The sequence below is a fragment of the Aeromonas sp. 75A genome (assembly GCF_051919425.1).
GTDB classification, from domain to species: Bacteria; Pseudomonadota; Gammaproteobacteria; order Enterobacterales; family Aeromonadaceae; genus Aeromonas; species Aeromonas veronii.
Map to the genome: position 1 here is coordinate 165,492 of NZ_JBQBES010000002.1, position 25,571 is coordinate 191,062.

Genomic DNA, 25,571 nt, shown 5'->3' on the forward strand with positions numbered 1-25,571 from the left:
GGTCATTAAATTGACAAGCTGAAACAAGGCCCGCACCATCGGGTCAAACTCTATGCGGATGAACGATCTCTCCCTCACTCGCTCAAAGGATGAGCTTATATGAATCGCCCCTCCTCAGGCCGCCCCCGCGTCCTGAGCCTGCACTCTCTACTGCTTGCCCTGCTGGGCGGATTGCTGCTGCTGACCCTGTTGTTGCCACTGATCAATCCCGGCAGTTGGCTGGGCCGTGCCCAGCCGCTGGTGCTGGGCCCCGCCGACAATCCACTGGCCACCCTCACCCGCCACGCCCTGCTCTATAAAAGCGACAGCCGCGGCCTCTATCTGGTGGTACGCAGTCAGTGGCAGTTGCGAGGGCCATTGCAAGCAGGGGACAAGGTGCGAGTGGAGCTGCTCAACGACAAGGGGGAGCGGATCGACCAGCTCAGTCAAGCGGTGGATAAGCGTCAGGTGTGCCGCAATAACCGCTGCTCGCTGGATCTCAACAGCACCTTGCGCGCCCCGGACGATGCACTGGCCAGCCGTTATCAGCTGCGCATCGGGCTGCTGCTCAAAGATCGCCCCGAGAGCGGCGACTTCAGCCAGATCCTGCAAACCCTGCCGGAGCAGGGCTTCAACCTCACCTATCTGGTGGTGAGCCTGACTCTGGTGCTGGCCCTGAGCGCCGCCGTGCTCAAAACGGTGCTGCCAAAGCTGCGCCGCAGCCTGCGCTGGCGGATCATCGGCAGCCTGCTGCTCGGCAACCTCACCTTCGTGCTGCTGCACGGCTTCGTGGTGTTCAAGCTGGGGGAGTTTCTGCTCTGGTCAGGCTTTCGGCCGGAGCACTACTATCTGGCCTGGGGCAGCATGGTGCTGGGCTGGAGCCTCTGCGCGCTGGCGGGCTTCAACCTCTATATGGGGCTGGTCTTTACCGCGCTGTCAGGCATAGGTCTGCTGGCCAACTTTATGAAGATCGCCATCTACGGCGTGCCGCTCGGCGGGGACGATTTTGGCAACCTGCTGGCGCTGCTGCGGATCCTGCTCGACCAGCATCCCATCCTGCCCATCTTCACCGTGTTGCTGGCACTGTTTCTCTGCTGGCGCTTTGCCCTGTCACGCTGGGTGCTGCGCACAGCCGCTGCCACCGTCGCCTTCTTTGCCCTGTGCGTCTTTGCCACCCAGACCGGCAACAAGCTACTGGGAGCCAACATTCGCTACGTGGATCGCGCGGTCAACTACCACAGGGACATCATCCGCTCAGGTCCCGGCCTCTATCTGTTCAATCTGGTGGACGAGATGCTGCAAAGCGGCAGCGTGTTTCGCTACCCCTTGCAGATCAACGAGCTGACTCCGCAGCTGAGTTATCCGCCCCAGGGCATTGCACCGCGTTGGGATCTGGTGATCGTACTGCAATATGAGTCGCTCTGGCTCGACTGGAAGGGGCGGATCTGCGCCCCGGCCCCCACCCTCTCCCTGCCCGCCAGCGTGCAGCAGTGGCAAAAAACCATCCACTCCCCCACCACCGGCGGCATGACGGTACTGGCGGAGTTCGAGATGAACACCGGCCTGCCGGTGGGCTTGCTCAAGCAGGGGGTGGTGCCCTACTACTACCTCTCTGAGCAAGTGCCAGGACTGGCCCAGAGCGCCAGACAGAGCGGCTACCAGACCCTGTTCGCCCACCCCTATGTGGAAAAATTCTGGGGCCGCGCCAAGGCGATCCCGGCGCTCGGCTATGAGGAGCGCTGGTTCGATACCCGCTTCACCACCCTTGAGCACAAGGGGCCCTATATCTCCGATGATGCGCTCATCGACCACCTGCTCAAGCGCAGCGAACAGGATGACAAACCGCTGTTTGCCTATGCAGTCACCATGCAGGGGCACGGCCCCTTCGATGGCCCCCGTTATCAGGGGCAGGAGCGCAGCGGCGCCTGTCCGAAACAGAGCGAGAGCGACACCCAGCTGCTCAACACCTACTACACCGGGGTGGTGGATGCCATGGCCTCGCTGGAGCGGCTGCTCAAGACCCTCGACCAGTCGGGCAAGCGCTATCTGGTGGTGGCCTTTGGCGATCACCAGCCGTTTTTGATGTCTGCCGGCAAGGGGATTCACGGTGACAAGCCGGCGCGCGATGCCACCTACCAAATCCCCATGATGGCCTTCACCCGCGCCGATGACCCCCTCAATCTGGCGACCCAGTTTGCGCCGGTGCGCCAGCTCTACCAGATGGGTCAGGCCACCCGCCAGCTGCTGGCGGGGGATATCACCCCCATCGAAGAAAAACCCCTGCTTCATCCGGTGCTGGGGGAGGAGAAAGGGTTCGACCCTTCAAGCCTGGTGCCGCAGATCCGCGCCAGCTTCCGGCCCGATGCCCTGCCCTGATCCCTCTCCACAAAAACAGACAAGGCCGCATCAGCGGCCTTGTTGTTGGACATTCATTTCGCCCTCATTCTGCTCGCCACCAGGGCTCCAGTAGCGTGAGCTGCTGGCGGTCGAGATCGAGTGCCGCCACGATGCCCAGCGGCAACGTCAGCATGGGGTGAGTATGGGCGCAGTCAAACTCCGCCAGAATGGGGAAGTTTGGCTCCCCCACCACCTCCAGCAGGATATCGAGGGGGCGCTTGCCGCTACCCTGATCGTTGAACAACTCGTGCTTGCCGAGGATAAGCGCGCCGATCCGCTCAAACACCCCGCACAGCTTGAGATGGGCAAAGGAGCGCTCCAGCGTCTCGGCAGATTTCAGGCTGTCCTCCAGCAGCAAAATATCACCGCGCTCGATGGGCGGCATATAGGGGGAGCCCCAGATCCCCGCCATGGTGTTGAGGTTGCCGCCCATCAGCCGCCCCTCAACCCGGCCTGAGCCCACCGAGATCAGCCGATTGGGCTGGCACTGCTTGGCCCGGGTCTGGTTCTCCCAGTCCAGCCGTTCATCGCTCCACTTTGCCGGGGTGGGCAGCGTGCAGGGGACGCCAGCTTCGTCGGCCAACGCAATCTGTAAAAAACTGGCCAGCGTCTCATCCACCAGCGGCGGCAACTCGCCAAAGGAGGCCACCAGCGCCGGGCCATAAAAGGTAACCAGGCCAGTTTGGGCATGGATGCCGAGCAGCAACGCCGTCACGTCTGAGTAGCCGACGATGATCTTGGGATCGCGCCTCAGCGCCTCAAAATCGAGATAAGGGAGCAGGGAGTTGGAGTTGCTGCCGCCAATCACCGACATGATGCAGCGCACTTCTGGGTCGCGAATAAGGGCGTTGAGCTCCTCGGCCCGCGCAACGATGGAGCCGGAGCGCCAGTGATCCTGCTGGCCGGTGAGGCTGCCCGCCTTGAGCCTAAAGCCCAGCCCCTCAAGAAAGGCTTTTGCGCGGGCAAAACGGTTGGGGGCCCAGGCGGTCGCCGCGCTGGAGGGGGAGAAAAAAGCGATGGTATCGCCACGTTGGAGCAGCGGGGGAACCAATAACGTCATGACACACTCATCCTTGCCAATATCCAGCCATCACAGAGTCATTGAGACTCCTACACAACCCCTTTGATCACAACGGGTTTATCACCATTGTTTAGAAATACAAAACACTTGATTCATTATTAACAGATATTCTAAACACTATCCCCTTCCTAGAATGACCTCATTGCGATGGCCAACCCCGGTTGGTTGTCAGAACGGTCGGCCTGACAGCCCGGACGTTCTCTTTCCCACTTTTTCTCTCTGACTTATCAATGAGGTGCCTGTCATGAACAAAAACGCATCCCCCAGCGCATTGGTTGTAGAAGGCGGCGCCATGCGCGGCATATTTGCCAGCGGCGTGCTGGATGCGTTTATCGAGCATGACTATCGCCCCTTTGACTTCGCCATCGGTGTCTCGGCGGGAGCCACCAACTTGCTGGCTTATCTCGCCAGCCAGCATGGCCGCAGCCACGAGATCCTGACCAAACTGGCGTGCAGCCAGCAGTTTATGGATCCCCTGCGCTTTGCCAAGGGGGGCAATCTGGTGGATATCCACTGGCTGTGGAACACCAGCTGCCGCAAGTATCCTCTCGACATTCACGCCTACCGGGAGACCGGCATCCCCTTCTATGCGGTGGTGACCAATACCCTGACCGGCAAGGCGGAGTACATCCGGGTCAAGCCGGAGAACATGAACGAGGTGCTGCCTGCCAGCTGCGCCATTCCCCTCGCCTCCCACGAATACCCGGAGGTGCACGGGGTGCCGATGACAGATGGCGGGGTGGCCGACTCCATCCCGGTGATCGAGGCCTACCGCCGCGGTGCCCGTCACCTGACGGTGATCCTCTCCGAGCCCCTTGGCTACCGGCTCAAGCCGATGCCCTTCCCCTGGATGATCCGTACCCTGCTCAAGACCCGCCCCGCACTGGCACAGGCGCTGGAGCTGCGGGATCGCAGCTACAACGAGGCGCTCGATTTTATCGCCAATCCGCCGGAGGACTGCCAGATCGAGGTGATCGCCCCGGCCGACTACTTCCCCGTCTCCCGTTTCACCCGCGATATCAACAAGCTGGAGATGGGATACGTGATGGGCAAGTGCGCAGGCTATCAGGCCGCCCTGCTCAATTGATAAGGATTTTACAGGCATGACCCGACCTGCCGCGACGCACGCGCCGCCAACACAATAACAATCGGGTCAGTTGAGCAACATGAGTCATAAAAACAGACCGTGGCGAGGCAAGCGCGGCCAGAACCGATGCCAGACATCCTGACCGGCCCGCTCCTCATCCCTATGCCAGGGCATCTCACCCTCATACAAGGTGTTTATTTATGTCGTTTCTTCTCACCCAGCCCGCGCTGGCGCAGCTGTTCGAGCGGCTGCTGCCCGATTACCGGATCATGGCGCCCGCGGCCGAATATCGGGGCGGCCGCTTCTCCGACACCGACAACGTCACCTACCACAGCATCCGCCATCCGGCCGATCTGGTGTGGCAGGAGAAGTCCCACTTCTCCCCGAAAGAGGTGGAGCTCCCAATCACCCAGACCCTGTTCCACTTCGACAATCTGGAGCTGCGTGAATCAAAGGTGGAGGCCAAGCCCACCCTGCTGTTCTTGCGCAGCTGCGATATCCACGCCCTGCGCAGGCTGGATCAGGTCTACCTGAAAAATGGCCAGAACAGCGACGTCTACTACGCCCGGCTGCGCAGCAAGCTCAAGCTGGTACTGCTGGAGTGCCGCGAGAGCTTCGAGAACTGCTTCTGCGTCTCCATGGGCAGCAACGAGACCCAGGACTACGCCGCCGCCATTCGTCTGAGCGATGAGGGTGCCCGTATTGAGGTGAAGGATCCCGAGCTGCTCGGCTACTTTGCCGAACTGGGTGAATCCGACGACTTCACCCCGGAATTTGTCCAGAGCAACCCGGTCAAGGTACGCACCCCGGACAGCGTCTGTGACGACCCCCAGCGGATCCGCCAGATCCTCACCGCCCATCCGGTCTGGGCCGAGTACGACAGCCGCTGCATCGGTTGCGGCCGCTGTACCACCTCCTGCCCGACCTGCAGCTGCTACAGCGTGCATGACCTCACCTATGCGGAGAACCCCCATCAGGGCGAGCGCCGTCGCCAGTGGGCCAGCTGTATGGTGGATGGCTTTAGCGACATGGCCGGTGGCCACGGTTTTCGCGCCAAACATGGCGAGCGCCTGCGTTATCGCGCCCTGCACAAGGTCAACGACTACAAGGCCCGTCAGGGGGAGGAGCACATGTGCGTCGGCTGTGGCCGCTGCGACGATCGCTGCCCTCACTACATCTCCTTTAGCAACATCATCAACAAGATGACCGATGTGGTCGAACAGACCATCGCAGCCGACAACGCGCAGGGGGCGAACTGATATGTGCCAGTGCCAGCAAACCGCAACAGCAGAACAACAGCAGGAAGCAGTCGAAAACCGCCTGCTGCCCAAGGCCTACACCATTCTGGCCATCGAGCGTCACACCGAGCTTGAGTGGAACTTTCGGGTCTCCCGCGACTTTGATGTCCACTACGGCCAGTTTGTGGAGATCTCCCTGCCCACCGTTGGCGAAGCGCCCATCTCGGTCTCCGACTATGGCGATGGCTATGTGGATCTGTTGATCCGCAAGGTTGGCAAGGTAACCGATGCGCTGTTTGCCCTCGATGTGGGCGACAAGGTGTGGATGCGCGGCGTCCACGGCAACGGCTATCCGCTGGAGACCTACCGCAACCAGCACCTCATCGTGGTGGCGGGCGGCACCGGCGTCGCGCCGGTCAAGGGGCTGCTGCGCCGCTTTAGCAAACACCCGGAAGAGGTGAAATCCCTCGACATGATCCTCGGCTTCAAGAACGAGCAGGCGGTGCTCTATCGCCACGAGATGCCGCTCTGGGCCGAGCAGCAGAACCTTATCGTCACCCTGGACGAGGGCAAGGAGAGCGAGCAGTTTCGCATCGGCCGGGTCACCGACTACATCGACCAGCTGGATCTCGCTGACAAGGAGGATATCCAGGTGATCGTGGTCGGCCCCCCCATCATGATCCGCTTCGTGGTGCTCGCCTTCCTCGAACGGGGCATCCCCAAGGATCGCATCTGGGTCGACTACGAACGCCGCATGGCCTGCGCCGTGGGCAAGTGTGGCCACTGCCGGATGGGCGACACCTATATCTGCGTGGATGGACCGGTCTTTCGTTTTGACCAGGCCCAGCATCTGATCGACTGAGGGAGAACACCATGAGTCTCGATATCGACATCATCAAGGCCCGCGCCAAGAACGAATACCGCCTCTCCAAGGTGCGCGGCGAAGCGATGATCAGCGTACGCATTCCCGGCGGGATCATGCCCGCCCACCTGCTGGCGGTAGCCCAGCAGATCGCCGAACAGTACGGCAACGGCCTGATCCACCTCACCACCCGCCAGAAGCTGGCGATGCCCGGCATCAAGTATCAGGACATGGACAAGGTCAACGCCGCCCTCGAACCCTTTATCAAGGAGATCGAGGTAGAGACCTGCGGCATCGAGGTAGAGGACACAACAGCCGGTTACCAGACCATCGGCGGGCGCAACATCGTCGCCTGTCAGGGCAACACAATCTGCCAGAAGGGCAATATCGACTGCACCGGGCTGGCCCAGCGGATGGAGAAACACCTCTACCCCAACCCATATCACCTCAAGATGGTGATCGCCGGCTGTCCCAACGACTGCGCCAAGGCCAACATGGCCGACTTCGGCATCCTCGGCATCGCCAAAATCCACTTCAATGCCGAGCGCTGCATCGGCTGCGGCGCCTGCGTCAAGGCGTGCAGCCACCACGCAGTGGATTGCCTCGCCATCAAGCATGGCAAGGCGGTCAAAGAGGAGAGCAAGTGTATCGGCTGTGGCGAGTGTGTGCTGGCCTGCCCGACCCTGGCCTGGCAGCGGGATCCCAAGCAGCTCTACATGGTCAAGCTGGGGGGACGCACCAGCAAGAAGACCCCTCGTACCGGCAAGCTGTTCCTCAACTGGGTGACCGAAGAGGTGCTGCATGCGGTGATCAAGAACCTGTTCGAGTTCGAGGCCGAGATGCTGGATGGCAAACCCATCTACCTGCACATGGGTCACCTTATCGACCGGGCCGGTTATCACAAGTTCAAGGAGCGGGTGCTGCGCGGCGTCACCCTCAACCCGGAAGCCATGGTCGCTGACCGCATCTTCTGGGCCGAAGATCAGTACGTCGCCAACATGCACGTCAAAGCGGTGCAATAGGAAAAACCTCGTTTGGGGAAGCGTGATCAAGTGGCCGACACCGGTGGGGATCTGTCGTTGGCCCGGGCGTAGATCACCCTTCCCCTTTTTTTATTCCCGTCGGGGGATCTTTCCCCCGACCATCCGGGGTGCGTCACGGCGCGCCCTGCTATCTCGCCCGGCGCGGCATCGCGAGCGGGCCAGCATCCGGAGCCTGTTATGGACTTTCTCCCTCTCTTCTGTCAGCTGCAAAACAAGCCGGTCCTGATCGTCGGCGGCGGTGAGGTGGCTGTGCGTAAAGCGCGCCTGCTGCTCGATGCCAAGACGAAGATCACCATCAATGCCCCGCATCTGGAACCCCAGCTGATGAGCTGGGCCGAGCAGGGTCGCCTGACCGTCTGCGCCGCCAGCTTTCATCCCGAACTGCTCGATGGCAAGTGGTTGGTGATCGCCGCCACCAACCAGCAAGAGGTCAACCAGCAGGTCTTCAACGAAGCGAACCTGCGCCAGATCTTCTGCAATGTGGTGGACTCCCCGGCCCACTGCAGCGCCATCATGCCCGCCATCATTGACCGCTCGCCGCTGATGGTGGCCATCTCCAGCGCAGGCGCGGCACCGGTTCTAAGCCGCCAGCTGCGGGAAAAACTCGAAGCCATGCTGCCGCAACACCTCGGCCAACTCGCGGCGCTGGCGGGCAAGCTGCGCGAGCAGGTCAAACTCATTCCGGACAAGCTGGCCCGCCGCCGCTTCTGGGAGCGGCTCTTTAGCCACGATCGCCTCGCCCGCCAACTGGCCCGCGGCCAGCAGCAAGCTGCCGAACAGAGCGTCGCTGAGCTACTCGAGGAGCAACCGCAGAGCAAGGGAAGCGTAACCTTGGTAGGCGCAGGGCCCGGCGATGCGGGGCTGCTTACCCTAAGCGGTCTGCAGCAGTTGCAGCAGGCGGATGTGGTGGTCTATGACCGACTGGTCTCGCAGGAGGTGTTGGCGCTTGTGCGCCGGGATGCCGAGCGGATCTTTGTTGGCAAGGAGGCGGGCCGCCACTGTGTGCCCCAGCAGGCGATCAACCAGCTGTTGCTGGAACAAGCGCAGCTGGGCAAACAGGTGGTACGGCTCAAGGGGGGCGATCCCTTTATCTTTGGCCGGGGCGGCGAGGAGCTGGAAACCCTGGCCGAGGCGGGCATCCCCTTCTCAGTGGTACCGGGCATTACGGCAGCCTCAGGCTGCGCCGCCTACAGCGGCATTCCCCTCACCCACCGCGATCACGCCCAGCGGGTGCAGTTCATCACCGGGCATGACAAGGAGGGCAATATCGCCCAGGAGTGGTCGGCGCTGGCGGCCCCCCGCCAGACTCTAGTGTTCTACATGGGGCTGGCCCACGCCGCCCGCATTCAGGATGAGCTGCAAACCCACGGCATGCCCGGTCATACCCCGGTGGCGCTGGTGGAGCAAGGCACCCAGCTCAGTCAGCGGGTGGTGCGCGGCGAGCTGCAACAGTTGGCCGAACTGGCTCGTCAGGTGAAGAGCCCGAGTCTCATCATCATCGGCTCGGTGGTCACTCTGGCCGACAAGCTGGACTGGTATGGGGAAGCCAACGCCATCCACGGCATCTAACCCCGCACGGCGATCAACCAATAGAGACAACAAAGCAGAGAGCGGCCATGCCGCTCTCTGCTTTTTGCATCAATGACCCAGCCGTGGCACGGCGCGTCTGTTACTCGAGCGTGATGGGGCCGGTATTCTGAACATCGCTGTCATTCCAGTCGCTCTCATCGCGAATACGCGGATCCCCCTGCAAGGTGTAGAGGATAGTGCCCTGACGAAACTGCAGCGCGCCATCGGCCCGTTTCGCCTTCACCTTGACTCCGTTGACCCACACCTGCTCCTTGCCATCCACCTGAATATTGGCCACCGTGGCGCCGGTCTCGCGGTTTTTGGCGATCCACTTGCCCTGATAGGGCGAGTCCCCCTTGGCCATCGGCAGTGCGGCGGCCTTGCCCGCCGACCAGGCGTGCACGGTGCAAAAGCCGTGGGCCCGGCGATCATGCTTGATGACGTAATCCAGGGTGGGTTCGCTGGCGGGCAGATCGAAGGTGATCCCGATGGCCACCTTGCCGCTTGTGGCCGAATAGGCGGCGGGCGCCTGCGTTTTCAGGGTAGCCTTCTTGCCATTGATAAAGACATTGCCCCCTTGCGACTTGACCCGGATATCGGTGGGACAGGTGGCGCTGAAGTTGGGCAGCGCCGCGAGGGCACTGCCGGCATGGGCGGTCATGGCCAACATGACAAGGGTCAGCAGAGCAGGTTTTTGATTCATAGTGATACGCCTTCAAGAGAAGAGAACCTCGTCCGTGAGCGGTGTCGTTCCTGATGGCGGCACTCTAGCTTGACCCTCTCGGGCTACCCAGTTAAAAAAAATAAAACCGGTCAGTGGAATTATTAATAAATATAAATATTTAGAATCAATGCGTTGAGAAAAAATCTTACAAACAACACGTATCTGCCAAGCAATAAAAAAGCCGATAACCCGGTTATCGGCTCATTGCCAATGCAAAAGTGGATGCCCGATCAGACCACCACGGCGGTACCACTGATGCTGACCATCAGCATGCTGCCGTTTTGCCCCACCACCTCGTAGTCGATATCGATGCCGACCACCGCATTGGCGCCAAGGGCGGCGGCACGCTCTTTCAGCTCATCGAAGGCGATCTCGCGGGCACGGGCCAGCTCTTTTTCATAGGCGCCAGAGCGGCCGCCGATGATGTCGCGGATCCCGGCGAAGAGATCCTTGAAAATGTTGGCGCCGAGAATGGCTTCGCCAACCACGATGCCGCGGTATTCACGAATGGTTTTGCCTTCCAGCGTGGGGGTCGTCGAGAGGATCATCTTGAACTCCTGTGAGTAGCAGAAGGGCTCAGACTACCCCAACTGCCCGAAAATCCCAACCGGGGGGTGACCTGTACGACGTCGACCTTAAAAATCACGGCAGCCAGATAAAAAAACACCGCGCACGGAGCGCGGTGTTTGTTTCAAAGGGCCATTGCCAACTGCAAGCCGTCACGGATTGTAAGAGACCACCGAGCCACTGAGGCCGGTCATCTGGGAGATCCGCCCCTGCATCCCCTGCAGTTTGGCCTTGGAGACATCCGGCCCGATAAAGACCCGGTTGAGCTGACCCTGAACCGGTGTGCGCGGCGAGGTGTGGGCAGAGTAGCCCGCCGCCCGCAGCTTGCTCACCAGCGCGTTGACGCTGTCGACGTTCTTGAAGGCGCCAAGCTGAAGGATCCAGCTGCCCTGCGCCGGTGCCGCAGCAGGCGCGGGAGTGGTCGGCTGGGTCATCTTGCTTTCAATCAGATCGTCGAGGGACTTGATCTGACCCGCCTGCGGCTTGGTCGGTGTGGGTGCCTTGGCAACTTCAACCGGTTTGGCTGGCGTCGGCTTGGGTGCTGGCTTGGGCGGTTCGACCGGTTTTTTGGCCACCACTTCCGGCTTGGGCTGTGGCTTGGGTTGAGCATTCTGTTGCGGCTGAACCGGTGCCGGTGCGGCAGGGGTTGTCGCCGGCTGCGCGCCGTTGCCCTGACCGGCGAGGGTCATCGGGTCAGCCACCTCCTCCACTTGCCACTGCTGGGCCGCAGAGGCCTGTTGCTGGCTGGCCAGATGATCGGCTGGCAGGCTGCTGGCCGCCGAGACCTGCAGCGCAGGCTTGGCAGGCTCCAGCTCGGGGCGCAGCGGGATCTTGGCAAAGGCCTCCTCCTTTTGTGCCAGCTTGTGACCATCCAGCAAGTCCGGCAGGAAAATAACAACCAGGGCCACCAGGATGACGGTGCCCACCAGACGGTTTTGAAACTTCGAGGCCAAGTTGAATCCTACCTTTACGTAACTCAATATGCGATTTGGCTCCCCGCCCGAAGACCGGGGAGCCGGGGTGTGGCCTAGACGGCGACACCCGCCAGAATGTCGGCGACAGTGTAAAACGAACCAAACACAATGACCATATCGTCCGGACTCGATGCGGCCAACGCTGCCTGATAAGCGGCGCTGACATCATCAAACACCCTGGCAAGCCCCTTGTCCTCTCCCAACGCCGCAGCCAGCTGCGCAGCAGTGGCTGCGCGCGGGCCGGTGAGGCTGGCCAGATACCACTCGCCGATCAGACCATCGAGCTCGGCAAGGGATCCCGCCATGTCCTTGTCTTTGAGCATGCCGACCACGGCGCGGCGCACACCCGAGCAGGGCATCTTGCGCAATTGCGCGGCCAGATAGGCCGCCGAATGGGGGTTATGGGCCACATCGACGATCACCAGCGGCGCACTTTGCAACTGCTGCATCCGGCCAGCCAGCCGGGCATTGGCAAGCCCGTCACGAATGGCGGACTCCGGCAGCGGCAAGCCGAGGGATTCCAGCGCCGCCAGCACGGTCACCGCGTTCATCAGTGGCAGCGCCGGTTTTGGCAGATCCCGCCACTGGTTGAGGCCATGATAATCCCAACCGCTCTCGTGCTCATCGCCACGAAAATCGATACCGACCTGACGCAGGTTGGCGCCAAGACGCTGTGCTTCGCTCGCAATAGTCGCAGGCGGATTGGGCTCACCGCTTATGGCGGGTTTACCGGCGCGATAGACGCCAGCCTTCTCCACCGCCACGGCTTCGCGGGTATCACCCAGCCAGTCGCAGTGATCGAGGGCAATGGAGGTGATCATCGCCACATCGGACTCCACCACGTTGGTGGCGTCGAGCCGACCACCCAGCCCCACTTCCAGCAGCAGCACATCGGGGGCGGCGCGGCAGAAGAGCCACAAACCGGCCAGGGTGGCGAACTCGAAGAAGGTAAGGGCAATCTCGCCGCGAGCAGCTTCCACCTCGGCAAAGGCGGCGCAGTGATCCCTGTCGGGCAGCTCTTGCCCGTTGACCCGCACCCGCTCGGTAAAGCGCAGCAGATGGGGCGAGGAGTAGACGCCGACCTTGTAGCCTGCGGCCATCAGAATGCTGGCCGCCATGGCGCAGCTGGAGCCCTTGCCGTTGGTACCCGCCACCGTGATCACCTTGAACGGCAGCTGGGTAAGCCCCATGCGCCGGGCAACGGCACCGACCCGATCCAGCCCCATGTCGATATTGACCGGATGGATCTGCTCCAAATAAGAAAGCCAGTCGACAAGCGACCGGCTTTGGGATTGTTGCATGTTTGAACTCATCTTCACTCTTCGATGACGTGAGTATTCAGCATTTTGGCGAGCAGGCTGGCCAGACGGTTACGCATTTCGCGGCGATCGATGATGATATCGATGGCACCCTTTTCCAGCAGGAACTCGGAGCGCTGGAAGCCTTCCGGCAGTTTCTCGCGCACGGTCTGCTCGATAACACGCGGGCCGGCAAAGCCGATCAGCGCCTTGGGCTCGCCCACGTTGATGTCACCCAGCATCGCCAGACTGGCAGAGACGCCCCCCATGGTGGGGTCGGTCAGCACGGAGATATAGGGCAGTCCCGCCTTGGTGAGTCTGTCCAGCGCAGCACTGGTCTTGGCCATCTGCATCAGGGAGAAGAGGGCTTCCTGCATGCGAGCACCACCAGAGGCGGAGAAGCAGACCAGACCACGGCCTTCCTTGATGCACTCCTCGACGGCACGCACGAAGCGGGCACCGACCACGGAGGCCATGGAGCCACCCATGAAGGAGAATTCGAACGAACAGGCGACAACCGGTACCCCTTTGAGGGTCCCTTTCATCACCACCAGCGCATCTTTCTCCGCCGTCTCTTTCTGAGCGGCAGACAAACGATCCTTGTAGCGCTTGGAATCCTTGAATTTCAGTACATCCTGCGGCTCCAGCTCGGCACCGATCTCGGTACGACCCTGCTCATCGAGGAAGCTCTCGAGACGGGCGCGGGCGCTGATGCGCATATGATGATCACACTTGGGGCACACTTCGAGGTTGCGCTCCAACTCTGCCCGGTAGAGCACCTGTTCACAAGCACTGCACTTGGTCCACACCCCTTCCGGAATGTTGTGACGACGGGGCGCAGTGATCTTGCTCTTGGGAAGAATCTTCTCAAGCCAGCTCATGGAATTCCTTAATGCTTTTGTGCCTGACAAAACGCATCGAGCCTAGATTGTTCAATGACTTAATAGCTCGATGGCAACAAATGACGGGTCATTAAACCACAATTTTTCGGGCGCAGTTACTAAAAACTGGTCGTACCCGGTGCCGAGTCCGGCAGCCACAGCGGACCGAGCGGCAACTGCGGCAGAGCAAACTCGGCCGGGTAATCCACGTCGACCAGATAGAGGCCACCGGCCTTGGCGGTCGGCCCGGCCAGATTGCGATCCTTGGCAGCCAGCACCTCGGCAATCCACTCCACCGGTTTGAGCCCCTGCCCCACCAGCAGCAGGGAGCCGGTGATGTTGCGCACCATATGGTGCAGGAAGGCATTGGCCTTGATGTCGAGCACGATGTAGGGGCCGGAGCGGCTGACACACAGATGGGTCACATTGCGCCACGGGGTGTTGGATTGGCAGGCGACGGCACGGAAGGTGCTGAAGTCGTGCTCCCCCAGCAGGCTCTGGCCCGCCTGGTGCATCAACTCGGCATCGATGGTCTCGTGGTAGTGGCTGACGCCACTGCCAAGGATCGCCGGCCGGTAGTTGTGGTTGTAGATGACATAGCGGTAGCGACGGGCGGTGGCGCTGAAGCGGGCGTGGAAGCTCTCGTCCACCTCCTTGACCCAGCGCACGGCGATATCCGGCGGCAGGTTGGAATTGAGCCCCAGGGTCCAGGCCCCTTCGGCGCGGTTAGCCTCGGTATCGAAGTGGATCACCTGACCGGTCGCATGGACACCAGCATCGGTGCGCCCGGCACACTGGATGGAGACAGGGTGGTTGGCAATCCGGCTCAGCGCCGTCTCCAGTTCAGCCTGCACGCTGATCACTTCACGCTGACGCTGCCAGCCGAAATACCGGCTGCCGTCATATTCAATACCTAGGGCAATTCGCATGGATAAACTTGTCTTGTTGTGAAAACGCAGTGAAAGAAACGGGGCGGATTATACGCGCTCAGCCCGAAAAGTCCCACCACACGCGCAATTGGCCTGGATAGCGAGCCTGCACGGCCATGATCCCCCATCGCAAATCGCCAAAATATGAGGGGCAGCCTGCTGGCTGCCCCCATTTTGCTGATCCCGTGATGGGAGATGCTTTAGCCCAACCGCTTGAGCAACTTCTCGGCTTCGGCACGCTGGTGATCGCTGCCCTGCTCCGCCGCCTCTTGCAGCAGCTCGCGGGCGCTATCCTTGTCGTCAATCTCGAGGTAGGCACGGGCCAGATCCAGCTTGGCACCCACACCGCCGTCGTCGGCATCCACATCAAACCCGGTGGATTCCGGCAGCACCTCGGGGAAGCCATCGAGCCCCACATCCAGCGAGAAGCCCTGATACGGCTCCTGCTCCGGCGCAGTGGCATCCGCTTCAGCCAGCAGCTTGTCGATCTCGACGTAGCCACTCTCCTGTGCCTGCTCACGGGGCTGGAGATCTGCCGGATGTGATTCCACCTCGGCAAACGCATCTTCGAAATCGGAGAGCGCCAGCTCGTTGGGATCCCACTCCAGATCCAGCTCCGCTTCCTTCGCCTTGACAGGCTCAAGACCGAGCTCGGCCAGCATGGCATCCGCACTCTCGTCAGCGTCCTCTGCGGCACTGAGATCAATGGCGTTATCATCTTTGCCAGCAGCAGGCTCGTCGAGGGCACTGTCGAAATCGCCGAGATCGAAGCTCGCCAGATCGTCGTCAGCGGAGCCGACTTCGTCGATGGAGCTCAAATCGGGCTCGAGGTCGGCTGAGAGATCCGCATCCAGCTCGGCAAACAGGGCTGCCTGCAGCTCCTCTTCGCTCATAATCTCGTCAGCGGCCTTGGGCTTGGGGTTGAACTCGCTGGCCAGAACCATGGCGGGCTCGTTGGCCAGCGCAATGGGCTCATCCAGCGCGAGATCGAGATCCGGCACAAGATCCGGGTCACGACTGGCTGGCTGGGCCGCCATCCGCTCAGGCTCAAAGCCCTGCAGCTCCATCTCGCCCTCGTCGCTGAACACCAGATCGACATCCGGCTTAGCGGCCGGCTCGTCAGGCTCCATCGGCATAAAGCCATCCGGGGTGTTGAGATCCGGCACAGGGCGCACCGGCTCGTTGTCGGTCACATCGACGCTCAGCAGGTCATCAAACTCGCTCTGCTCCTGATCCATCATCATGGCGGTGGATTCGGAGAGGCTCTTCTCCTGCTCTTCCAGTTCGCGGCGGGCACGGGCACGCAGCCACAGGGTCACCAGCGCCAATACCAGCAGCACCGGCAGCAGAATGATCATGGCGAGGTTGAGCGGTGAGGAGAGCAGATCCATCAACCAGTTTTTCTCAGGCTCAGGCTCGGCTGCCGCCGGCGGGACCGGTTGGGCCTTGAGCTCGGCAATCTCTTTTTGCAGCGCGGTCTGATCCTGCAGCTGGGCCTTGAGGGTCTCCACCTCTTCGGTCAGGGATTGCAGACGCAGCTTGAGCCTGTGGTTCATCTCGGTCACCTGGCCGAGCTGGGCATTGGCATCTTCCAGTGCCAGCGCCATCTCAGTGGCCGGTTTGCCCACTGGTTTATCCAGATCGGAAGGCAGAGGCGCCGGTGTGGTGCCTTCTGCTGCGCTAGGAGCAGGTGCTACCGCCTCTTTCGGCGCTGGCTCGCTCACCTTGGCCACTTCTTTGGTTTCAGCCGCCGGTTGCGGTGCCACCACCGGGGCGGGAATGGGGGCGGCTTTCGCCACTGGCAGCGGCGCAGGCGCAGCCTTCACCAGCTCGGTCTTGGCAGCTTCAACCTTCGCGGGTTTGGCGGCAGCCGGCTTGGCGGTATGGGCCTGCTTGTCAGCCAGATATTTGGGGCTTAACCCCTTCCAGCTGGCGTTGTCGCTACGGAACTTGGCGCGGGCCTGTGCATCAGTGATGACGCTCGCCTCGGCCGCGGTCGGCAGCAGAATGCGGGACCCCACCAGAATGTGGTTGATATTGCCATCGGCAAAACTGCGGGGGTTTTTCTCGTAAATCGCCACCATGGTCTGGTAGACGCTGACCCGATTGGAGGGGCGATATTTGCTCGCCAGGCTCCATAGGGTATCGGTCGGACGAACAGGGCCATAGCTACCGGCATTGGCAGTGACCTGACGCACCACCGGCTGGGCGGTTGTACGCACCGGTTGTGCGGCGGGTCTGGCGACCGGCTGCGCCAGCGGCTGGGAATTGACGGCGGGAGGTGCGGGTTCGTCAGGGCCTTTTAGCTCGACAAAAAAAGGCTCCCGCGCCGAGTCTTCAGCCTGGACGGTGCCCAGCAGACCCAATGCGAGTAGCGTTGCCAATGTTATGCGGGAATGTCCCATATTCGTTCCTTCGTATGACGGCCCTATCACATTGAAAAATCTGGATAGTTACCCCAAAACAGTCGGTTCAATATAAATCAGGCTCGCCTGGCAAGCCAGCAGTCCGACACATTTAGCACCCAACTTGACCCTGAGTGTAGGAAAAAACTTAATCAGTTGATATCGCAACAGAATCTTGAAGTGACGGAGTGCGGCATGGGTCACACCCCGGTTTGATCACAGGCCGGATGCGCAGCACTCCCTGCTGCGCATCTGTGGCATCTGACCGGCCTTACAGATAGTCGCGAACCAGCAGCTCGGCAATCTGTACACTGTTGGTTGCCGCGCCCTTACGAACGTTATCGGCCACGATCCACATATTGATACCACTTGGATGAGAAATATCCTGGCGCACCCGACCCACCAGCACCTCATCCTTGCCGGTTGCGTCACGCACCGGGGTCGGATAGTCCCCTTCGTCATCAAACAGGGTCACACCCGGCGCATTGCGCAGCAGGTCCTTGACCTGTTCAGCATCGAGCGGCTGGTGCAGTTCGACGTGTACCGCCTCGGCGTGGCCGTAGAAGACCGGCACCCGCACGCAGGTGGGGTTCACGGTAATGCTGGCATCCCCCAGGATCTTCTGGGTTTCCCATACCATCTTCATCTCTTCACGGGTGTAGCCGTTGTCGGTGAAGCTGTCGATCTGCGGGATCAGGTTAAAGGCGATCTGCTGCGGATAGAGAGTCGGTTCCACCGGACGACCGTTGAGCAGATGAGCGGTCTGACCCGCCAGCTCGCTGACCCCCTCTTTGCCCGAGCCTGACACGGATTGATAGGTGGCCACGTTGATGCGGGCAATGCCCACTTCGTCGTGCAGCGGCTTCAGGGCCACCAGCATCTGGATGGTGGAGCAGTTGGGATTGGCGATGATGTTGCGATTGCGAAAATCGGCCAGCGCATCCGGGTTCACTTCCGGGATCACCAGCGGGATATCTTCGTCGTAACGGAAGCAGGAGGTGTTGTCGATGACGATGCAGCCGTGTTCGGCAGCAATCGGCGCCCACTTGGCAGAGACCTCGGCACCGGCGGAGAATAGTGCGATCTGCACCTGGCTCCAGTCAAACTCCTCCACATCGAGGATCTCGAGGTTCTTGCCGCCAAAGCGCACGGTATCACCGGCGCTACGGCTGGAAGCCAGCGGATAGAGGGTCGCTACCGGAAATTCGCGCTCTTCCAGGATCTCGATCATCGCCTGACCCACGGCGCCGCTGGCACCCAATACCGCTACGTTAAACTGCTGGCTCATTCTGTTCTCCTCTGATAATGCTGCAATGGCGCCGGGTGGCGCCATGGTCGGCAGGCGCTCGCACGGCGAGATAACGCTGCCTGATATGGCTGAGCCAGCGCAGTAGTATCTGCGCCAGCTCAGTAAAAAATGGGGGCGAGGTAGCCAGTACGGCTCACCCCTTCCGGTTATCTTCCAACTCCTAGGCCCCGATTCAGGGGCGTGACAGCGCAAATCCCAGCTCGCCCAGCGCCTGGTCGGCAAACGCACCCTCAACCTGCAGGGAGGATAGTTCACGGCGCTCGAGATAGTGTTTGCGCTGCTCGTCAAAGCTGCCGGGCAGGCCGAGTCGGGCCCGGAAACGGGCATCATCGCGGCGCACGTCATAGACCAGATGCACCAGCTGCTTGATCAGCGCCTGATCCGGTGCGCGGCCCGGCACCACCGCCTGCACATCGGGGGCAGGCAACAGCTGACTCAAATCCTGACGAGGCTGGCGTCCCAGCTGCTGGCAGAGCGCCTGATAGAGCATCCAGGTACCGCGGGCCTTCCCCTCCAGGCTGTAACCGGCAATATGGGGGGTGGCAATCTCGGTATGGGGCACCAGCGCAGCCAGTGGCTCGGGCTCGTTCTCCCACACATCCATCACCAGTCGCAACGGCTTATCGCTCAGCTGGCGTGCCAGCAGGGCCCGGTTATCCCACACCTCGCCACGGGATGCGTTGATCAGGATCTGCCCTGCCGGGCGCGCGGCAATCTGTTCGGCATCGAGCAGATGGTAGGTGGCATCCGGCCCTTCACGGGTAATGGGCACATGGAAGCTGACAATATCGGCGCCAAGGGCGGTCTGATAATCGACAAAGCCCGCATCGGGGGTATTACGCGCCTTGGGTGGATCGCAGCGCAGTACCCGCATGCCGAGCGCTTGGGCCTTGCCAGCCACACACTCGCCAGTATTGCCCGCGCCAATCACCGCCAGCGTCATGGCCGAGAGGTCGAGTTCGTAACGCTCCGCCAGCACCAGCAAAGCGGAAAGCACATAGTCCCCCACCGAATACTTGTTGCAACCGGGGGCGCTGAAGAAGGGAATATTGCGGCTTGCCAGCAGGGCCTTGTCCACATGGTCTGTGCCTATGGTGGCGGTGCCGACAAACCCGAGTTTGGGGCTGGTCGCCAGCAAATCGCCGTTGACGCGGGTGACCGAACGCACCAGCAGCACATCGGCATCCAGCAGATCGCGGGCCTGCATCTGCCGTCCGGGCAAGGGGATCACCTCGCCAAATTCGGCAAACAGCTCCACGGCATGGGGCATATTCTCATCAACGACTATCTTCATCGGGCTCTCTTTGGTCACAACCGCCACGGGGGCGCCATTCTAGCGCAAAGCCGCCCGAGATTTCAGCCTGTGATGCAATCCGGCGCGAAACGGGACCACATTGCGCGGCAGCCGCTCCATCCGCCCGCTCAAACAGAGGATGTGGCCACAAAATGTGTAAGCAGAGGTAACAAACGTGCTGCTCGGCTTTGTCCGAGCATGTCACGGTGGCACAATGCCCCTCTTTTTTCGCGATCGCCCATACCCACCATGCCGCCACACGCTCCGCCGCTCCCAATGTCAACCGCCTCACTCACCCGCAGTCAGGTGCTTGGCTTCACAGCCCTGTTAATCCTGCCCCTGTTACTACTCGCCACATTGCCCTGGCAGCCTTTTCTGACCGGTTCACTGCAATCAGGCTGGCTATGGTGGTCATACGCCCTTACCCGCATGGTCGATATTCCCGGGATCGGGGTCAGTGGCGCCCTCTTGCTGTTGCTGACCCGCTACAAACTCAAACTGGAGCTGTCCCCCTTCATTGCACTGGGGTGTGCGCTGGCAGCCCTGCTCGCCAGCGACTGGGTGCTCAAGAGCCTGATCAAACACCTGACCGAAGAGCCCAGACCCTATCTGCTCTGGCTTGAGAGTCAGGCGCTGATCCCGGCCATCAAGCACTTCTACGCCAGTAGCGTCGATGTGCGCAGCGAACAGGTTCACGCCGCCAGCCAGCTGCTGGCCCTGCCAGAGTGGCTCGGCCACCACTGGCAGGCCGAGGTGAACTACGCCTTCCCTTCTGGCCACAGCATCGCCGCCATCAGCCTGGCCCAATTTTTTGGTCTGATCTGGCTGGCCCGCGCTCCCACGGGCGTCTGGCTGCTGCCACTGTGGGCACTGGGAATTGGTCTGTCGCGCATGGTGATGGGGATGCACTGGCCGGTGGATGTATTGGCCAGCGCTCTACTGGGGTCGCTCACGGCGCTGATTGCCGGCCGCTGGTGGCTGCACAGATATTGAATCCGGCGCCATCTTGGCGCGGCATCCTGCGTGGGATGGGAGGACAAGCCTGTGCTTTTTTGCCATAATGCCGCCTCATTTTATCCCGACCGAGATCCCATGACCGACGCAGTTCATACCCTCAAGGGCCGTTTCCGTGGTTTTTACCCCGTCGTCATTGATGTTGAAACAGCCGGGTTCAACGCCAAGACCGATGCCCTGCTCGAAATCGCGGCTTACACCCTGAAAATGGATGAGCAGGGCTGGCTCGTTCCCGATCAGGTATTCCACTTTCATGTCGAGCCTTTCGAAGGGGCCAACCTGGAAAAGGCCGCGCTGGAGTTCACCGGCATCGATCCCTACAACCCGTTGCGTGGCGCTGTCTCGGAAAAAGAGGCGCTGACCGAGATCTTCAAGGGGATCCGCAAGGGGATGAAGGAGCAGGATTGCAGCCGCGCCATTATCGTGGCCCACAACGCCACCTTCGATCACGGCTTCGTGATGGCGGCAGCCGAGCGGGCTGGCCTCAAGCGCAATCCGTTCCACCCGTTTGCCACCTTCGACACCGCTGCTCTCTCCGGATTGGCGCTGGGTCAGACCGTGCTGGCCAAAGCGTGCCAGAGCGCCCGCATCCCGTTTGACAATAAAGAGGCGCACTCTGCCCTCTATGACACCGAACGCACCACAGAGCTCTTTTGTCATATCGTCAACCGTTGGAAGAGCATGGGGGGATGGCCGCCAGCGCATCCAGATGATGACACAACCGATGCCCCTGCCGACGATGAGGGGCAAGCATAAACGGACGAAGGCTGCCAGTGGCAGCCTTCGCTTTTTGGGGAAATGATTGATTGCACGGCGCACCGGAAATAGCCATCAATGTCACTATCAACCGCTGCGCACGCGATGAACGGAGACAAACAGGTCAAAACCCCTCATGTTGAGCAACCTTGTGCCACATGCTGCTGCGATATGAGAGGTTTGACTGATTTTTTACTCGACATTTGTCACATTTTTCGCAAACTAACTCCCCTTCACATGACAGACAGCAATAACAAACTATAAGGAAATCAAATGAATCCAGTTGTTATCGCAGTCGGGCTGATGCTGGTGCTCAGTCTGCTGCGGATCAATGTGGTGGTCTCGCTGGCGCTGGGGGCCATTGCTGGCGGCCTGGTCGGTGGGCTGTCGTTGACCGATACCCTCACCACCTTCAGCGGTGGTCTGGGCGGTGGCGCCGAGATTGCCCTCTCCTACGCCATGCTGGGCGCCTTTGCGGTTGCCATCTCCCGCTCCGGGATCACCGACCTGCTGGCCCGCAAGGTGATCAGCCAGTTGGGCAAGGATGCCAGCTCGACCCGCATCATGTGGGTCAAAACCCTGCTGCTCTCTTCCGTGCTGGCCGTGGCTATCTCCTCCCAGAACCTGATCCCGGTTCACATCGCCTTTATTCCCATCCTGATCCCGCCGCTGCTGCATGTGATGGCGCAGATGCAGATCGACCGTCGTCAGGTGGCCTGTGTCATCACCTTTGGCCTGACAGCTACCTACATGGTGCTACCGGTCGGCTTTGGTGGCATCTTCCTCAACAACATTCTGGCCAAAAACCTGATCGATAACGGCGTGCCCATCACCACCAGCCAGATCCCGCTGGCGATGGCCATTCCGGTCGCCGGTATGGTACTGGGCCTGCTGATTGCGGTATTCATCAGCTATCGCAAACCGCGCCAGTACGATCTGGCCAAGATCCTGGATGCCGAGCCCGAAGCAGTCGAGCTCAACCTCACACACATCTGGGTGGCCCTGCTGGCCATTGGCGTGGCGCTGGGGCTACAACTGATGACCAACAGCATCGTACTGGGTGCGCTGGCCGGTTTTGTCATCTTCACCTGCGGCGGCGTCATCAAGTTTCGCGAAAGCCAGGATGCCTTCACTCAGGGGGTGCGGATGATGTCGCTGATCGGCTTCATCATGATCTCTGCCGCCGGTTTTGCCGCCGTCATGAAGGCAACTCACGGGGTCGACTCTCTGGTTCAGGTGGTCGCCTCCGGCATCGGTCAGCACAAGGGGATCGCCGCCTTCCTGATGCTGCTGGTGGGTCTGCTCATCACCATGGGGATCGGTTCTTCCTTCTCCACCGTGCCCATCATCGCCACCATCTATGTGCCGCTCTGTCTGCAGCTTGGCTTCTCACCAATGGCGATCATCGCACTGGTTGGTACCGCTGGCGCGCTGGGGGATGCGGGTTCACCGGCCTCCGACTCGACGCTGGGCCCCACCTCCGGCCTCAACGCCGATGGCCAGCATGACCATATCTGGGACAGCGTGGTGCCCACCTTTATTCACTACAACATCCCGCTGGTGATCTTCGGCTGGATTGCCGCCATGGTGCTCTGATAGCCCCTCGGGCTGCGACCTCTGTACATCACAATGCACAACAAGAAGGCGACCTGATGGTCGCCTTCTTTATTTATTCGGCTAGATGAACAACAGCACGGTAGCTTGTGGTGGCGGTGAAAAGGCACCGCTCGCTAACCCAGCGCAACCTCCTGCATGATGCTCCGATTGATAAAGTAGCGATGGCAGAACAGCAGAAAGTCCTGCAGCGGCAAGGGCCTCGAGTAGAAATAGCCCTGAATTTCATCCACCCCTATGCTCAGCACCGCCTTCAGCTCATCGTTGTTTTCCACCCCTTCCGCCACCACCCGCACACCTAGTTGATGAGAGAAGCTGGTGATCGCCTCGACGAACAGGGCCTGACGGGTGTCATTGTCGATGGCCGTGATAAATGAGCGGTCGATCTTGAGCTTGTCGAAATAGAGTTCCCGCAAGTAGGAGAACGATGACCAGCCGGTACCGAAATCATCGAGGGCCACCCGCACTCCAATCTGACGCAGGGTGTCGATGATCTGCTTGCTCAGCTCGATATCATCCAGAGCAATCGTTTCGGTCAGCTCGACGATCAGCTGTTGCAGGCTTAGCGGCCCCTCTCTCATGTTCTCATCCAGCTGGGCTGCCAACTCCATAGTGAACATGGAACTCGAGAGGTTGACCGAGATCTCCAGCGGTTCAATCAAGTCGCTCGGGAAAGTAGCGAGATCATGTTGCAAGCGCCGGAAGATCCATAACCCGAGCGCCTCCCCCAGCCCGTTATCTTCCGCCAGCGAAATGATATCGAGTGGCGGAATAAACCCGTACTCCGGGTGATTCCAGCGGATCAGTACCTCAGCCCCCAGTCGCACCGTGCCTTGACCACGGACAATCGGCTGATAGTAGAGGCTCAACTGCAAATTGCTGTGGTGCTGGAGCAGCTCGCGCAACTCGGTCGACAAACGGCGGTTACGCAGATAGTGCTGATACATGCTGCTGGAGAAAACCACGTAACGATTCAGCCGCTTGCGCTTGGCACTGTCGAGGGCGATATCGGCAAACAGCAGCATCTCCTCCGGCGTGTGTACCGGTCGCACGTACTGGCTGACCCCCATAAAGACCCGCACCCGGTGGGCGGGATCAGTCGCCAAGGCGAGCCCGGCAAGTTCGTTACGCAGCTGCTCCAGAAATGGAAAGCGCAAATAGGTGGGCATAACGCCGGAAATAATGATGGCAAACTCATCGCTACCGGTGCGGGCGGCAAAGATACCGTCAACCGATACCGCGCTGATCCGCTCGGCCAGTTGCGTCAGCAATGCATCCCCCACCTCGTAGCCCAGGCTGTCATTTACCTCCCTGAAATGGCCAAGATCCACCAGACAGACGGTCACGCTACTGCGCCCCCCTTTATGTCCCGTCAGCTGCTTGAGGTGTTTGATCAAGGAGGCCCGGTTCGGCAAGCGGGTTAGCGCATCATTCCACGCAAGAAAGTGCTGGTGGCGCACTTCGCGAAACAGCATCAGCAGCATCACCACGGTCGCCAACATCAAGAAAGCCAGAATGAAGAAGTTCTGGATACGCGACGAGTTGAGTACCTCCCGCTGGGCAATAGCGGATGGACCTGTGAAATTTTTCACCATCACATCGCGGATCGCAGCCAGATCCCGAGCCAACTCCTCGGCAAAACGAGCAAGTTCTTTTGAATCTCGCTCTCCGCTGACCACGGCCTGCTCATACTTCTCGAACAGAGTCATGATCTTGCCTGCTGCCTGTTCAGCCCCAAAGCGGGTTCTCACCGGCTTGGCCTCCTCCCCGTGCAGGAAGACATCGAGCCGGTTCCAGGCAATATCAAAGCGCTTGTTCATCTCTTCCTGACTGGTCGAACCGGTACGATAGAGAGAGAGCGCTTCATCAAAGCCATGGATTTCCAACTCCAGCTGCGCCAACGCCCAGGCGGAGAGTTGGGTATAGCGGGTCACAGCATTAAAAGCACGGTCATAGTTCCAGACCGACCAGATGGCAACCCCCAAAAAGGCAGTCACCATCAGGATCAAGCTCAGAAACTTGCCGCGCAGCATCTTATTTGCTCTCGATCGCCGTCAGTTGCCACACCATCCGGCTGTGATAGAGCTCCTTGTTCAGCTCCGGGTGATCAGAGAGGGGATAAATGATCCAGAGCGGCCCCTTGTTGCGCAGGGTCAACGCCTTGCCATCCTGCTTCTCGGCCAGCAGTACCGCATATTTATCCCCATCTTCCAGCGGCACCGCCGCCCAGTAGTCATTGATGGCGACCGCCTTGACCTCCCCACTCTTGAGACCATATATCTTGACCAGATTTCGCAGCAGCACGCCACGATAGGTGTGGTCTCCCTCGGTCCACGGGGTCTGGGTCTTGACCTCTGTCTGAGGTAAAGCCTCAAACTCGGCCCGGGTCAACACGACCTCCCCTTTACCATTGCAACAGCCATCCCCCTTGATCTTGAGAAAGGGATCATCAGCCAACACCATGCCAGAAACGAGACAGCCGGATAACAGCAGTATCCTGCCAAGCCATCCACCCATGATAGACCTCCGTATCGTACTGTTTGTTTTATT

The 25,571-nt window shown here is 60.5% G+C and carries 21 protein-coding genes; 9 read left to right on the forward strand and 12 right to left on the reverse strand.

The annotated features are described in order from the left end of the window. Positions 1–99 precede the first annotated feature (99 nt). Positions 100–2,355 carry an LTA synthase family protein gene (locus ACTG2T_RS00760; protein WP_330124446.1) on the forward strand — a complete coding sequence of 752 codons (2,256 nt, stop codon included), beginning with the start codon at positions 100–102 and terminating at the stop codon, positions 2,353–2,355. 64 nt (positions 2,356–2,419) lie between these two features. Here ACTG2T_RS00760 and ACTG2T_RS00765 read toward each other — a convergent pair whose 3' ends face one another. Beyond that, positions 2,420–3,436, reverse strand: coding sequence for a S66 family peptidase (locus ACTG2T_RS00765; protein WP_330124447.1), 1,017 nt, complete (start codon positions 3,434–3,436; stop codon positions 2,420–2,422). A gap of 265 nt (positions 3,437–3,701) precedes the next feature. Here ACTG2T_RS00765 and ACTG2T_RS00770 point away from each other — a divergent pair, with 265 nt between their 5' ends. The 5 genes from ACTG2T_RS00770 to cysG all read left to right on the forward strand — a co-directional run bounded on the left by ACTG2T_RS00770 (position 3,702) and on the right by cysG (position 9,256). Continuing rightward, positions 3,702–4,544: a patatin-like phospholipase family protein gene (locus tag ACTG2T_RS00770; protein WP_330124448.1), complete on the forward strand. Its 843-nt coding sequence runs from the start codon at positions 3,702–3,704 to the stop codon at positions 4,542–4,544. 200 nt (positions 4,545–4,744) lie between these two features. Next, positions 4,745–5,803 carry an anaerobic sulfite reductase subunit AsrA gene (gene asrA / locus ACTG2T_RS00775; protein ID WP_330124449.1) on the forward strand — a complete coding sequence of 353 codons (1,059 nt, stop codon included), beginning with the start codon at positions 4,745–4,747 and terminating at the stop codon, positions 5,801–5,803. A gap of 1 nt (position 5,804) precedes the next feature. Beyond that, positions 5,805–6,644 carry an anaerobic sulfite reductase subunit AsrB gene (gene asrB / locus ACTG2T_RS00780; RefSeq protein ID WP_019446166.1) on the forward strand — a complete coding sequence of 280 codons (840 nt, stop codon included), beginning with the start codon at positions 5,805–5,807 and terminating at the stop codon, positions 6,642–6,644. 11 nt (positions 6,645–6,655) lie between these two features. Then, entirely contained in the window at positions 6,656–7,666 is a 1,011-nt protein-coding gene (gene asrC / locus ACTG2T_RS00785) for a sulfite reductase subunit C (RefSeq protein ID WP_040066440.1), read from the forward strand. Positions 7,667–7,864: 198 nt separating this feature from the next. After that, positions 7,865–9,256, forward strand: coding sequence for a siroheme synthase CysG (cysG, locus tag ACTG2T_RS00790; RefSeq protein WP_330124450.1), 1,392 nt, complete (start codon positions 7,865–7,867; stop codon positions 9,254–9,256). A 100-nt stretch (positions 9,257–9,356) separates the two neighbouring features. Here the strand turns inward: cysG and ACTG2T_RS00795 are convergent, their stop codons facing one another. From ACTG2T_RS00795 to ACTG2T_RS00835, 9 genes are all read right to left on the reverse strand, one after another. Further along, positions 9,357–9,959, reverse strand: coding sequence for a hypothetical protein (locus ACTG2T_RS00795; RefSeq protein WP_330124451.1), 603 nt, complete (start codon positions 9,957–9,959; stop codon positions 9,357–9,359). Between the two features lie 251 nt (positions 9,960–10,210). After that, positions 10,211–10,528 carry a heavy metal-binding domain-containing protein gene (locus tag ACTG2T_RS00800; RefSeq protein ID WP_005333757.1) on the reverse strand — a complete coding sequence of 106 codons (318 nt, stop codon included), beginning with the start codon at positions 10,526–10,528 and terminating at the stop codon, positions 10,211–10,213. A gap of 171 nt (positions 10,529–10,699) precedes the next feature. Then, the gene (gene dedD / locus ACTG2T_RS00805; RefSeq protein ID WP_330124452.1) at positions 10,700–11,500 is read right to left on the reverse strand and encodes a cell division protein DedD; all 801 of its coding nucleotides are present in this window, start codon (positions 11,498–11,500) and stop codon (positions 10,700–10,702) included. Between the two features lie 74 nt (positions 11,501–11,574). Next, positions 11,575–12,834 (reverse strand): bifunctional tetrahydrofolate synthase/dihydrofolate synthase, encoded by a 1,260-nt coding sequence (gene folC / locus ACTG2T_RS00810; protein WP_330124453.1) that lies wholly within the window; start codon positions 12,832–12,834, stop codon positions 11,575–11,577. A gap of 2 nt (positions 12,835–12,836) precedes the next feature. After that, the gene (gene accD / locus ACTG2T_RS00815) at positions 12,837–13,700 is read right to left on the reverse strand and encodes an acetyl-CoA carboxylase, carboxyltransferase subunit beta (RefSeq protein WP_005333765.1); all 864 of its coding nucleotides are present in this window, start codon (positions 13,698–13,700) and stop codon (positions 12,837–12,839) included. Positions 13,701–13,819: 119 nt separating this feature from the next. Continuing rightward, positions 13,820–14,629: a tRNA pseudouridine(38-40) synthase TruA gene (gene truA / locus ACTG2T_RS00820; RefSeq protein ID WP_139444261.1), complete on the reverse strand. Its 810-nt coding sequence runs from the start codon at positions 14,627–14,629 to the stop codon at positions 13,820–13,822. A gap of 200 nt (positions 14,630–14,829) precedes the next feature. Next, positions 14,830–17,034 (reverse strand): FimV/HubP family polar landmark protein, encoded by a 2,205-nt coding sequence (locus ACTG2T_RS00825; protein WP_330124454.1) that lies wholly within the window; start codon positions 17,032–17,034, stop codon positions 14,830–14,832. Positions 17,035–17,305: 271 nt separating this feature from the next. Then, on the reverse strand, positions 17,306–18,322 hold the full coding sequence (locus ACTG2T_RS00830; protein WP_330124455.1) for an aspartate-semialdehyde dehydrogenase: 1,017 nt from the start codon (positions 18,320–18,322) through the stop codon (positions 17,306–17,308). 193 nt (positions 18,323–18,515) lie between these two features. Continuing rightward, positions 18,516–19,637, reverse strand: a complete 1,122-nt coding sequence (locus ACTG2T_RS00835; RefSeq protein ID WP_330124456.1) for a 4-phosphoerythronate dehydrogenase — start codon at positions 19,635–19,637, stop codon at positions 18,516–18,518. Positions 19,638–19,886: 249 nt separating this feature from the next. On the opposite strand from ACTG2T_RS00835, the gene ACTG2T_RS00840 reads away from it, so the two are divergent. The 3 genes from ACTG2T_RS00840 (at position 19,887) to ACTG2T_RS00850 (ending at position 23,003) form a co-directional block, all read left to right on the forward strand. Beyond that, positions 19,887–20,630 (forward strand): phosphatase PAP2 family protein, encoded by a 744-nt coding sequence (locus ACTG2T_RS00840; RefSeq protein WP_330124457.1) that lies wholly within the window; start codon positions 19,887–19,889, stop codon positions 20,628–20,630. Positions 20,631–20,729: 99 nt separating this feature from the next. Then, positions 20,730–21,407, forward strand: coding sequence for a ribonuclease T (rnt, locus tag ACTG2T_RS00845; RefSeq protein ID WP_198303920.1), 678 nt, complete (start codon positions 20,730–20,732; stop codon positions 21,405–21,407). Between the two features lie 273 nt (positions 21,408–21,680). Then, a complete protein-coding gene (locus tag ACTG2T_RS00850; protein WP_005344933.1) occupies positions 21,681–23,003 on the forward strand; it encodes a Na+/H+ antiporter family protein in 1,323 nt (440 codons plus the stop codon). Between the two features lie 134 nt (positions 23,004–23,137). Here ACTG2T_RS00850 and ACTG2T_RS00855 read toward each other — a convergent pair whose 3' ends face one another. Both ACTG2T_RS00855 and ACTG2T_RS00860 read right to left on the reverse strand, forming a co-directional pair. Further along, the gene (locus tag ACTG2T_RS00855; RefSeq protein WP_330124458.1) at positions 23,138–25,054 is read right to left on the reverse strand and encodes a putative bifunctional diguanylate cyclase/phosphodiesterase; all 1,917 of its coding nucleotides are present in this window, start codon (positions 25,052–25,054) and stop codon (positions 23,138–23,140) included. A 1-nt stretch (position 25,055) separates the two neighbouring features. Beyond that, a complete protein-coding gene (locus tag ACTG2T_RS00860) occupies positions 25,056–25,538 on the reverse strand; it encodes a molybdopterin-binding oxidoreductase (protein WP_330124459.1) in 483 nt (160 codons plus the stop codon). Between the last annotated feature and the right edge of the window lie 33 nt (positions 25,539–25,571).